At 42.6% G+C, this 12,495-nt stretch carries 7 protein-coding genes, 3 rRNA genes and 2 riboswitches; all 10 genes read left to right on the top strand.

The annotated features are described in order from the left end of the window. The first annotated feature begins 178 nt into the window (after positions 1–178). Positions 179–280: riboswitch (purine riboswitch) on the top strand. 131 nt (positions 281–411) lie between these two features. The 10 genes from MKY88_RS20995 to purS all read left to right on the top strand — a co-directional run bounded on the left by MKY88_RS20995 (position 412) and on the right by purS (position 12,494). Then, a complete protein-coding gene (locus tag MKY88_RS20995) occupies positions 412–1,713 on the top strand; it encodes an NCS2 family permease (RefSeq protein WP_008173678.1) in 1,302 nt (433 codons plus the stop codon). A gap of 507 nt (positions 1,714–2,220) precedes the next feature. Continuing rightward, a 16S ribosomal RNA gene (locus MKY88_RS20990) occupies positions 2,221–3,772 on the top strand. Between the two features lie 308 nt (positions 3,773–4,080). Further along, positions 4,081–7,008 (top strand): 23S ribosomal RNA (locus MKY88_RS20985). 188 nt (positions 7,009–7,196) lie between these two features. Beyond that, positions 7,197–7,312: ribosomal RNA gene (gene rrf, locus MKY88_RS20980) — 5S ribosomal RNA — on the top strand. Together the 16S, 23S and 5S rRNA genes form the textbook arrangement of a ribosomal RNA operon. A gap of 580 nt (positions 7,313–7,892) precedes the next feature. Continuing rightward, positions 7,893–8,087, top strand: a complete 195-nt coding sequence (locus tag MKY88_RS20975; RefSeq protein ID WP_069482734.1) for an NETI motif-containing protein — start codon at positions 7,893–7,895, stop codon at positions 8,085–8,087. A 93-nt stretch (positions 8,088–8,180) separates the two neighbouring features. Next, a riboswitch (purine riboswitch) is annotated at positions 8,181–8,279 on the top strand. Positions 8,280–8,484: 205 nt separating this feature from the next. Then, complete coding sequence (purE, locus tag MKY88_RS20970; RefSeq protein ID WP_025115754.1) at positions 8,485–8,973, top strand: 5-(carboxyamino)imidazole ribonucleotide mutase; 489 nt, start codon at positions 8,485–8,487, stop codon at positions 8,971–8,973. After that, on the top strand, positions 8,970–10,094 hold the full coding sequence (gene purK / locus MKY88_RS20965) for a 5-(carboxyamino)imidazole ribonucleotide synthase (protein WP_328199961.1): 1,125 nt from the start codon (positions 8,970–8,972) through the stop codon (positions 10,092–10,094). The genes purE and purK overlap by 4 nt, the downstream gene beginning before the upstream one ends. Positions 10,095–10,107: 13 nt before the next feature. Further along, entirely contained in the window at positions 10,108–11,403 is a 1,296-nt protein-coding gene (gene purB, locus MKY88_RS20960) for an adenylosuccinate lyase (RefSeq protein WP_069482732.1), read from the top strand. A 129-nt stretch (positions 11,404–11,532) separates the two neighbouring features. Continuing rightward, entirely contained in the window at positions 11,533–12,243 is a 711-nt protein-coding gene (gene purC / locus MKY88_RS20955) for a phosphoribosylaminoimidazolesuccinocarboxamide synthase (RefSeq protein ID WP_069482731.1), read from the top strand. A 2-nt stretch (positions 12,244–12,245) separates the two neighbouring features. After that, positions 12,246–12,494 (top strand): phosphoribosylformylglycinamidine synthase subunit PurS, encoded by a 249-nt coding sequence (gene purS / locus MKY88_RS20950; RefSeq protein WP_069482730.1) that lies wholly within the window; start codon positions 12,246–12,248, stop codon positions 12,492–12,494. Position 12,495 lies beyond the last annotated feature (1 nt).

Raw genomic sequence — 12,495 nt, 5'->3', positions numbered from 1 at the left:
GTTCTAAGGGTTTTTTTATATTATTGCTTTCAGTGAAATGTTCAGTACTTGGACTTTTTAGTAGCTGTTTATTAAAATATGAACATTAAATAAGAATTTTACACGAACTTTCGTATTTTATTTTATAAAATTGTTCGGAAATAGGGTTGAAATCTAAAAAGTGAAATGATATATTACGAATGTAAATTAAATAAGTCGTCGTATAATGTCGGGAATAAGGCCCGTGAGTTTCTACCAAGTTACCGTAAATAACTTGACTACGATTGAGGTTTATATATGAATGTATAAACCCTAATTTATTTCACACATTAATGTGGATGAAATATATCGTAGACATGCGACTAGTAGATTAGTCAGCGTGTTTTTTTTGTTTTCGATATTGAAGACGACCATACGGAGGATTTTTTTATAATGAAAAAATATTTCATGTTTGATGAATTAGGAACTAATTACCGCCGTGAAATAATAGGTGGTATTACAACCTTCCTTGCGATGGCATATATTCTAGCTGTTAACCCAGGTATTCTAGAAAATGCAGGGATGGATAAAGGTGCTGTTTTCGTAGCAACAGCATTAGCTGCAGCAGTCGGTTCTTTAATAATGGGTATTTTCGCTAAATTCCCAATTTCACTTGCTCCTGGTATGGGATTAAACGCATTCTTCGCCTTTACTGTAGTGGGGGCTTACGGTATTCCATGGCAAACTGGTCTAACTGGCGTATTCTTCTCTGGGATTATCTTTATTATTTTATCTCTAACAGGTATTCGCGAAACAGTTATTAACGCAATTCCAGTACAACTTAAATATGCTGTTTCGGCAGGTATTGGATTGTTTATTACTTTCGTAGGTTTACAAGGTGCAGGAATTATTGTAGATAGTCCAGCTACTTTAGTAACTCTAGGAACTTTCACTGGTGCTACATTGTTAGCGGTATTCGGAATTGTTTTATCTGTTATTCTGATTATTAAATTACGCAGTGTCGGTATTTTCTTAGGGATGGTTATTACTGCGATTATTGGTATGGTGACAGGTATTATTGAACCTCCAACGGCAATTGTTTCTGCTATTCCAAGTGTGGATTCTACATTCATGGTGGCACTACAACCACTTGGAGATATTGAATCATTATTTAACGTGAAATTTTTAGTAGTTGTATTAACGTTCTTGTTTGTAGACTTCTTTGATACAGCAGGTACATTAATGGCTGTGGCAACACAGGCTGGGTTAGTAAAAGATAATAAATTACCACGTGCAGGTCGCGCATTAATGGCAGATGCACTTGCAACAACAATTGGTTCTTTATTTGGTACATCTACGACTACTGCCTATGTAGAATCAACTTCAGGGGTAGCAGCTGGAGCTCGCTCTGGGTTCTCAGCAGTAGTAACAGCAGTACTTTTCTTAGTAGCTTTATTTTTCTCTCCATTATTAGCAGTAGTAACGCCAGCAGTAACAGCACCTGCTCTAGTAATTGTAGGAGTACTGATGGTATCATCATTACGTTTAATTGATTGGGATAAATTTGAGATTGCAGTACCAGCATTCTTTACCGTATTAATGATGCCTCTTGGTTATTCCATTGCTACTGGTATTGCAATTGGCTTCGTGTTCTATCCGATCACAATGTTGTTAGCGGGGCGCAAAAAAGAAATTCACCCTATGATGTATGGTTTATTCTTTGTCTTCCTGGCTTATTTCATCTGGGTACGATAAATAAAAACACTTTGAAAATCACCCCCATTGTTAAGGAGTAGTTTTAACAATGGGGGTGATTTTTTATTATTGGCTTAGGAGCAGTAAATAATTAAATACTTTTATTGTTATTCTATTCGTCGCTTTTGCTATTTAAAATAAGCATAACTTTAACAAATTATATAAAGTTGTTTTCACCATTATATAGAAGAAACTCACTTTTTAATAATAAGAATAGTTTTACTTTAATGAAACACTTGCAAACTTTATTTTATGATGATATATTTAAACACGTTGTTACGAAACAAACGAACAACTTAAAAAATATTAACGTAGACGTTGACAACAAGTTAACAATATGTTAAATTATAAAAAGTTACTTGAAAGTAACTAGCAAATGAACCTTGAAAACTGAACAAGCAAAACGTAATCAATAAAGTTTTTAGTAGCTAGCTTGCTAGTGAACAAAACAAAATTTTGGACATCAAAATTGATGCCAGCAAAACAATTTGAGCTAATCAAATTTCTTTTATGGAGAGTTTGATCCTGGCTCAGGACGAACGCTGGCGGCGTGCCTAATACATGCAAGTCGAGCGAACAGAGAAGGAGCTTGCTCCTTTGACGTTAGCGGCGGACGGGTGAGTAACACGTGGGCAACCTACCTTATAGTTTGGGATAACTCCGGGAAACCGGGGCTAATACCGAATAATCTGTTTCACCTCATGGTGAAACACTGAAAGACGGTTTCGGCTGTCGCTATAGGATGGGCCCGCGGCGCATTAGCTAGTTGGTGAGGTAACGGCTCACCAAGGCGACGATGCGTAGCCGACCTGAGAGGGTGATCGGCCACACTGGGACTGAGACACGGCCCAGACTCCTACGGGAGGCAGCAGTAGGGAATCTTCCACAATGGGCGAAAGCCTGATGGAGCAACGCCGCGTGAGTGAAGAAGGATTTCGGTTCGTAAAACTCTGTTGTAAGGGAAGAACAAGTACAGTAGTAACTGGCTGTACCTTGACGGTACCTTATTAGAAAGCCACGGCTAACTACGTGCCAGCAGCCGCGGTAATACGTAGGTGGCAAGCGTTGTCCGGAATTATTGGGCGTAAAGCGCGCGCAGGTGGTTTCTTAAGTCTGATGTGAAAGCCCACGGCTCAACCGTGGAGGGTCATTGGAAACTGGGAGACTTGAGTGCAGAAGAGGATAGTGGAATTCCAAGTGTAGCGGTGAAATGCGTAGAGATTTGGAGGAACACCAGTGGCGAAGGCGACTATCTGGTCTGTAACTGACACTGAGGCGCGAAAGCGTGGGGAGCAAACAGGATTAGATACCCTGGTAGTCCACGCCGTAAACGATGAGTGCTAAGTGTTAGGGGGTTTCCGCCCCTTAGTGCTGCAGCTAACGCATTAAGCACTCCGCCTGGGGAGTACGGTCGCAAGACTGAAACTCAAAGGAATTGACGGGGGCCCGCACAAGCGGTGGAGCATGTGGTTTAATTCGAAGCAACGCGAAGAACCTTACCAGGTCTTGACATCCCGTTGACCACTGTAGAGATATGGTTTCCCCTTCGGGGGCAACGGTGACAGGTGGTGCATGGTTGTCGTCAGCTCGTGTCGTGAGATGTTGGGTTAAGTCCCGCAACGAGCGCAACCCTTGATCTTAGTTGCCATCATTTAGTTGGGCACTCTAAGGTGACTGCCGGTGACAAACCGGAGGAAGGTGGGGATGACGTCAAATCATCATGCCCCTTATGACCTGGGCTACACACGTGCTACAATGGACGATACAAACGGTTGCCAACTCGCGAGAGGGAGCTAATCCGATAAAGTCGTTCTCAGTTCGGATTGTAGGCTGCAACTCGCCTACATGAAGCCGGAATCGCTAGTAATCGCGGATCAGCATGCCGCGGTGAATACGTTCCCGGGCCTTGTACACACCGCCCGTCACACCACGAGAGTTTGTAACACCCGAAGTCGGTGAGGTAACCTTTTGGAGCCAGCCGCCGAAGGTGGGATAGATGATTGGGGTGAAGTCGTAACAAGGTAGCCGTATCGGAAGGTGCGGCTGGATCACCTCCTTTCTAAGGATATTTTCGGAATACAAACCTTGGGTTTGTAAGATTACGTTTTGCGTTCAGTTTTGAAGGTTCATTCTTTCTGAATGAAATACTTCAAAACTTGTTCTTTGAAAACTGGATAAAACGACATTGAAATAGTAACAAACACATTTATTTTTTTAAGTTTTTTTATAGGCTTAATAACATTAAAAGGTTTCAAGACACGAGCAGTTCTAGGAAGCAATCGAGTAAATGAAGGAGCGTACTTCAGTACGTGACTGAATGAACGAGTGAAGCTGACAACGAAATGTGATGTGTATTGAAAGCTGATAGGTTAAGTTATTAAGGGCGCACGGCGAATGCCTTGGCACTAGGAGCCGAAGAAGGACGGCACTAACACCGATATGCTTCGGGGAGCTGTAAGTGAGCTTTGATCCGGAGATTTCCGAATGGGGGAACCCACTACGTTTAATCGCGTAGTATCTTGACGTGAATACATAGCGTCTTGAAGGCAGACCCAGGGAACTGAAACATCTAAGTACCTGGAGGAAGAGAAAGAAAAATCGATTCCCTGAGTAGCGGCGAGCGAAACGGGAAGAGCCCAAACCAAGAGGCTTGCCTCTTGGGGTTGTAGGACACTCAATACGGAGTTACAAAAGAGCGAGTTAGATGAAGCGACTTGGAAAGGTCCGCCAGAGCAGGTAAAAGCCCTGTAGTCGAAAGTTCGTTCTCTCCTGAGTGGATCCTGAGTACGGCGGAACACGTGAAATTCCGTCGGAATCCGGGAGGACCATCTCCCAAGGCTAAATACTACCTAGTGACCGATAGTGAACCAGTACCGTGAGGGAAAGGTGAAAAGCACCCCGGAAGGGGAGTGAAAGAGATCCTGAAACCGTGTGCCTACAAGTAGTTAGAGCCCGTTAATGGGTGATAGCGTGCCTTTTGTAGAATGAACCGGCGAGTTACGATTACGTGCGAGGTTAAGCTTTAGAAGGCGGAGCCGCAGCGAAAGCGAGTCTGAATAGGGCGAAATAGTACGTGGTCGTAGACCCGAAACCAGGTGATCTACCCATGTCCAGGGTGAAGGTAAGGTAACACTTACTGGAGGCCCGAACCCACGCACGTTGAAAAGTGCGGGGATGAGGTGTGGGTAGCGGAGAAATTCCAATCGAACTTGGAGATAGCTGGTTCTCTCCGAAATAGCTTTAGGGCTAGCCTCGTGATGAGAATACTGGAGGTAGAGCACTGTTTGGACTAGGGGGCCATCCCGGTTTACCGAATTCAGACAAACTCCGAATGCCAGATATTTATACACGGGAGTCAGACTGCGAGTGATAAGATCCGTAGTCAAAAGGGAAACAGCCCAGACCACCAGCTAAGGTCCCAAAGTAATCGTTAAGTGGAAAAGGATGTGGCGTTGCACAGACAACCAGGATGTTGGCTTAGAAGCAGCCATCATTTAAAGAGTGCGTAATAGCTCACTGGTCGAGTGACGCTGCGCCGAAAATGTATCGGGGCTAAACGATTCACCGAAGCTGTGGATTGACATCTACGATGTCAGTGGTAGGAGAGCGTTCTAAGTGCGTTGAAGTCAGACCGGAAGGACTGGTGGAGCGCTTAGAAGTGAGAATGCCGGTATGAGTAGCGAAAGACGGGTGAGAATCCCGTCCACCGTATGACTAAGGTTTCCTGAGGAAGGCTCGTCCGCTCAGGGTTAGTCGGGACCTAAGCCGAGGCCGATAGGCGTAGGCGATGGACAACAGGTTGATATTCCTGTACCACCTCCTCACCGTTTGAGAAATGGGGGGACGCAGTAGGATAGGGTAAGCGCGCTGTTGGTTATGCGCGTCCAAGCAGTAAGGCGTGTGTGTAGGCAAATCCGCACACTGTAACGTTGAGCTGTGATGGCGAGTCCGTATGGACGAAGTTCCTGATTTCACACTGCCAAGAAAAGCCTCTATCGAGGTGAGAGGTGCCCGTACCGCAAACCGACACAGGTAGTCGAGGAGAGAATCCTAAGGTGTGCGAGAGAACTCTCGTTAAGGAACTCGGCAAAATGACCCCGTAACTTCGGGAGAAGGGGTGCTCTTGAGCGTGCAAGCGCATGAGAGCCGCAGTGAATAGGCCCAGGCGACTGTTTAGCAAAAACACAGGTCTCTGCAAAACCGTAAGGTGACGTATAGGGGCTGACGCCTGCCCGGTGCTGGAAGGTTAAGAGGAGTGGTTAGCGCAAGCGAAGCTGCGAATTGAAGCCCCAGTAAACGGCGGCCGTAACTATAACGGTCCTAAGGTAGCGAAATTCCTTGTCGGGTAAGTTCCGACCCGCACGAAAGGCGTAACGATCTGGGCACTGTCTCAACGAGAGACTCGGTGAAATTATAGTACCTGTGAAGATGCAGGTTACCCGCGACAGGACGGAAAGACCCCGTGGAGCTTTACTGTAGCCTGATATTGAATTTTGGTACAACTTGTACAGGATAGGTAGGAGCCAGAGATCTCGGAGCGCCAGCTTCGAAGGAGGCGTCGGTGGGATACTACCCTGGTTGTATTGAAATTCTAACCCATGCCCCTTAGCGGGGCAGGAGACAGTGTCAGGCGGACAGTTTGACTGGGGCGGTCGCCTCCTAAAAGGTAACGGAGGCGCCCAAAGGTTCCCTCAGAATGGTTGGAAATCATTCGTAGAGTGTAAAGGCACAAGGGAGCTTGACTGCGAGACCTACAAGTCGAGCAGGGTCGAAAGACGGGCTTAGTGATCCGGTGGTTCCGCATGGAAGGGCCATCGCTCAACGGATAAAAGCTACCCCGGGGATAACAGGCTTATCTCCCCCAAGAGTCCACATCGACGGGGAGGTTTGGCACCTCGATGTCGGCTCATCGCATCCTGGGGCTGTAGTCGGTCCCAAGGGTTGGGCTGTTCGCCCATTAAAGCGGTACGCGAGCTGGGTTCAGAACGTCGTGAGACAGTTCGGTCCCTATCCGTCGTGGGCGTAGGAAATTTGAGAGGAGCTGTCCTTAGTACGAGAGGACCGGGATGGACACACCGCTGGTGTACCAGTTGTCTTGCCAAAGGCATCGCTGGGTAGCTATGTGTGGACGGGATAAGTGCTGAAAGCATCTAAGCATGAAGCCCCCCTCAAGATGAGATTTCCCATTACGCAAGTAAGTAAGATCCCTCAAAGACGATGAGGTAGATAGGTTCGAGGTGGAAGTGTGGTGACACATGGAGCTGACGAATACTAATCGATCGAGGACTTAACCAAAAAAAGTTTGAAACCTTCAATGAACCGTTTATCCAGTTTTGAAAGAACAATTTCTTTTATGAAGGGTTTCAAGATACGAGTAGTTCGAGGAAGCAATGGAGAGAGGGAAGGAGCGTACTCAAGTACGTGACTGACTGAACGACAGAAGCTGACGAAGAAATGCGATGTATATTGAAAGCCGACTATAGTCTAGTGATGATGGCAAAGAGGTCACACCCGTTCCCATACCGAACACGGAAGTTAAGCTCTTTAGCGCCGATGGTAGTTGGGGGCTTCCCCCTGTGAGAGTAGGACGTCGCTAGGCACTTATGAAGTCTTGGATATATTCCATGGCTTTTTTTAGTTTATCAACTAAAAAAATAGTGGTATAATGCACTAAAAGTTAAATTTATACAGATGAATAGATAACTAAAATAGACAGCACTTCCTACTAATACATGATCAGAATGACGGAGGAATGAAAATGAGGCAGATTATCTTTTCGACTCTTTCGATTTTTTGTCTACTACTAACATTCTTAATGTTTGGTTATGATTCTACGAAATGGTATGGGAGTTTTTTTAAATTCCTCTATGACATAAGCATGTTAATGCCATTTATATTAGGCGGAATAGGTATTGTTAGTGCCCTTTTAGGTATTAAAGGAGAGTATCGTTTCATTCTTGTTGTCCTACATTCATGTTTATTGCTGCTATTTCTAGTCATCTATATAAAAGCTTTGTATGGATTTAGCTGAACGGCAATCATAACTGCGGATATACATCTGCAGTTTTTTATATTTAACAAACAATTAATTAGTTCTTGCACACTTCCTAAGGCAACTCAAGGTATAATGAAGTAACAAGTACTAGGAAATAAATTAAGTTATTGAGAGGGAGAAACAGTTGGGAAAGAAACAAATTTGGTATGAAGTACAAGAAAACGAGTCCATTGAAGAATGTTTAGAAAGAATGCGACATGATGGGTACATGGCTATTGGCCGAAAAGAAGAGCCACTTTTTCACTTAGTCGATGGTGAACCCACATTATTACGTCAAAAAATTCAATTTAAAGCTATACCTACTCAAGATACGGAATGATTTTGACTAAAATCCGAACGTTTTTTTTAAGCTTTTAAAAAATGTTCGCATTTTTGCATTGACGATAATACGATCCCTTGTTAAAATGTGATAAGGAAAAACAAATAAATCCCACATATATGCTAGAGGATTGGCTCTAGTGTCTCTACCCGGCACCGTAAATGCTGGACTATGCGGGAAAGCACTTTTGGCTTTTATGAGAAGATCAATGTACGGTTTTGTACATTGACAAATTCTTGCCTAATAAGTCCTCAAGTAAGCTGCTTTCACGCGTAAAGGTAGAGAGTAGTTTATTTGGGGATTTTCTTTGTAAAAAGTTAAAAATTGCAGAGCTATTCATATAGAGGCTTGCACAATAATTGATCATTTTTCTATCGTTTAAAAGGAGCGACAATTTATGAATCCGAAAATCGGTGTCATTATGGGTAGTTCAAGTGACTGGGAAACAATGAAACATGCATGTGATATTTTAGACGAATTACAAGTACCGTACGAAAAGAAGGTTGTATCTGCACATCGAACACCAGATCTAATGTTTGAATATGCCGAAACAGCACGTAAGCGGGGAATACAAGTAATTATAGCTGGGGCAGGTGGAGCTGCACATTTACCTGGAATGGTAGCAGCTAAAACAACTTTACCTGTAATCGGTGTACCAGTTCAATCACGTGCACTGAATGGGCTTGATTCACTGTTATCCATCGTTCAAATGCCTGGTGGTGTGCCTGTAGCAACTGTAGCTATTGGGAAAGCGGGAGCAACAAACGCAGGTTTACTAGCGGCTCAAATTTTGTCAACGACAGATGCAGAACTTGCTGAAACATTAGATGCTCGACGTGAAGCTACAAAACAGCAAGTATTAGAAAGCACAGGTGACTTAGTGTGACAAAAATTATTTATCCTGGACAAACGATAGGTATTATAGGTGGGGGACAGCTTGGTCGAATGATGGCTCTTGCTGCAAAGGAGTCTGGTTTTAAAATTGCTGTACTTGAACCAGCAATGGACTCACCTTGTGGGCAAGTAGCAGATGTTCGTATTGTAGCTCCATATGACGATGAAGCTGCTTTAGAAGAGCTTGCAGAAGTTAGTGATGTTATCACATATGAATTTGAAAATATTGATTATGAAGGCTTAAAACGTTTATCACAAATGGCTTATGTTCCTCAGGGGGCCGAGTTGGTACGCATTACACAAAACCGTATAACCGAGAAAGAAGCTATTGTGAAAGCTGGTTGCCCAGTAGCACCATATATTGTTGCAAAAACTTATGAAGAATTAGTAGCCAATATTGATTCGATTGGTTATCCTTGTATAGTCAAAACAGCAAGAGGTGGTTATGATGGCAAGGGACAGCAACTGTTAAAATCAACTGAAGATCTTCCATTAGCGAAAGAACTCTTCACGCATTCTTCATGTATAGCAGAAGGATTCGTGCACTTCGTAAAAGAGGTATCGGTCATTGTTCAAAGAAATGGTAGCGGTGAATCGTATTGTCAGCCAGTTGGAGAGAACATTCATGTTCATCATATTCTGCATGAAACAATTGTGCCTGCTCGCATAACAAAAAGCACAGCTCAGGCTGCGGAACGAGAAGCTTTAAAAATTGCTGATTACTTACATTTAGTAGGAACGTTAGCGGTAGAAATGTTCGTGTTAGAAGATGGTGGCATTGTTATTAATGAATTAGCACCAAGACCTCATAATTCAGGTCACTATTCAATAGAGGCGTGTAATGTTTCACAATTCCATCAGCATATACGAGCTGTTTGTGGTTGGCCATTACGTAAGCCAGAACTTTGGGCACCATCCATTATGATCAATGTATTAGGGCAGCATGTCGTGCCATTGAGTAACTCCATTGCTAAATATCCTGAATGGTCTATCCATCTTTATGGGAAAGCTGAAGCTAAGGTCAACCGTAAGATGGGCCATGTAACGATTATGACAAAAAACTTAGAAGAAACATTACAACAAATCGAGAGTTCTGGCATTTGGTCAGAATAGAAGGAGATACGCAATGATTGAACGTTACACAAGACCCGAAATGGGCGCAATATGGACAGAACAAAATAAATATCAAGCTTGGCTAGAAGTAGAAATCCTAGCTTGTGAAGCGTGGGCAGAAATAGGTGATATTCCGAAAGAGGATGTTGCTAAAATTCGTGAAAATGCTTCATTTGATGTGAACCGTATTCTAGAAATTGAACAAGAAACTCGTCATGACGTAGTAGCCTTTACACGTGCCGTTTCGGAAACACTTGGTGAAGAACGTAAATGGGTACATTATGGTTTAACTTCTACAGACGTAGTTGACACAGCACTTTCTTATTTAATCAAACAAGCAAATGATATTTTACGTAAAGATATCGTGAATTTCATTGATATTATTGCTGCTAAGGCAAAAGAACATAAACATACAGTGATGATGGGCCGCACACATGGCGTCCATGCAGAGCCAACAACTTTCGGTTTAAAGCTTGGTTTATGGTATGAGGAAATGAAGCGTAACCTGGAACGTTTTGAAGCAGCCGCTAAAGTAATTGAAACAGGGAAAATGTCTGGCGCTGTTGGAACATATGCCAATATCGATCCTCGCGTTGAGCAATATGTTTGTGATCAACTAGGTCTGGCTGCATCACCAATTTCAACACAAACTTTACAGCGTGATCGTCATGCGCAATATTTAGGAGCATTAGCTTTAATTGCTACTTCCATTGAAAAATTTGCAACAGAAATTCGTGGTTTACAGAAATCTGAAACGCGTGAAGTGGAAGAAGCTTTTGCAAAAGGTCAAAAAGGATCATCAGCAATGCCACATAAACGTAATCCTATCGGTTCTGAAAACATGGTTGGAATGTCTCGTTTAATGCGTGGATATATGGTGACAGCTTATGAAAATGTCGCTTTATGGCATGAGCGTGATATTTCTCATTCTTCTGCAGAGCGCGTTATTTTACCGGATGCAACGATTACTCTTAACTATATGTTAAATCGCTTCGGTAATATTGTAAAAAACTTGACAGTATTCCCTGAAAACATGAAACGTAATATGACTCGCACATATGGTCTTATTTACTCTCAGCGCATTTTGTTAGCATTAATTGATAAAGGATTAGTACGTGAGGAAGCTTATGATACTGTACAGCCTTTAGCTATGCAAGCATGGGACGAGCAGGTACAGTTCCGCACATTAGTCGATGCAAGTGAAAAAATCACATCTTATTTAACAAAAGAAGAGCTGGACGAGTGTTTTGATTACAACTACCACTTACAGCATGTGGATATGATTTTTGAACGTCTAGGACTTAACTAATATTTATTTCGCCAATACAAAATAAATGTTAGAGCCACCAGTAAATGCTTCAGAATTGAACCGTGGGGAACACGGTTCGATTCTGATCATTCATAAAAGCGTATCTCATAATATCAGGGGGAAAAACGAATGACTAAAGGTCAACTTTTGTATGAAGGTAAAGCAAAAAAATTGTATACAACGGAGGAGCCGAATGTGCTGCTTGTTGAGTACAAGGATAGTGCGACTGCATTCAATGGTGAAAAGAAAGAGGAAATAGAAGGTAAGGGCATTTTAAATAATCGCATTACTTCATTAATTTTCGAAAAATTACAAGGAAACGGAATTGCGTCACATTTCGTAAAACAATTATCTGATACGCAACAACTTGTAAGAAAAGTAGATATTATTCCGATTGAAGTAGTCGTTCGTAATATAGTTGCAGGAAGTTTAGCAAAACGAATTGGTCTTGAAGAGGGCACACCTTTAAAACGACCAATCGTTGAGTTTTACTATAAAGACGATGAGTTAGGTGATCCATTCATCACAACAGAGCATATAGATGTTCTGGAGCTTGCAACGTCTGCTGAAGTATCGGCTATTTACGATAAGGCACTAGCTATTAACAAAGTTCTACAGCCAATCTTTGCTGATGTCAATGTGACACTAATTGATTTTAAATTAGAGTTTGGCCGTGATGTAGATGGCCATGTATTATTGGCTGATGAAATTTCACCAGATACATGTCGACTTTGGGATGCAACAACGAAGCAAAAGTTAGACAAAGATGTTTTTCGTAGAGACCTTGGTAATTTAACTGAAGTTTATACTATTATACTTTCTAGACTCGGAGGCAAATAACAATGAAAAAAGTAAAAATCTATGTAACATTACGTGAGAGCATTCTTGATCCACAAGGCTCTGCAGTACAGGGTTCTTTAGTTAAAATGGGCTACGGTGAAGTAGAGGATTTACGTATCGGTAAATATCTTGAACTATCAATTAAAGATACAGAGCGTGACATTGATACTCTAGTAAAAGAAATGTGTGAAAAGGTTTTAACGAACGTTGTAATTGAGGACTACCGTTATGAAGTCGAGGAGGCTAACTAAT

This window comes from Lysinibacillus sp. FSL R7-0073, from assembly GCF_038009065.1.
GTDB lineage: Bacteria > Bacillota > Bacilli > Bacillales_A > Planococcaceae > Lysinibacillus > Lysinibacillus fusiformis.
The sequence above is the reverse complement of the archived record's forward strand: the minus strand, read 5'-3'. Positions and strand labels throughout refer to the sequence as shown.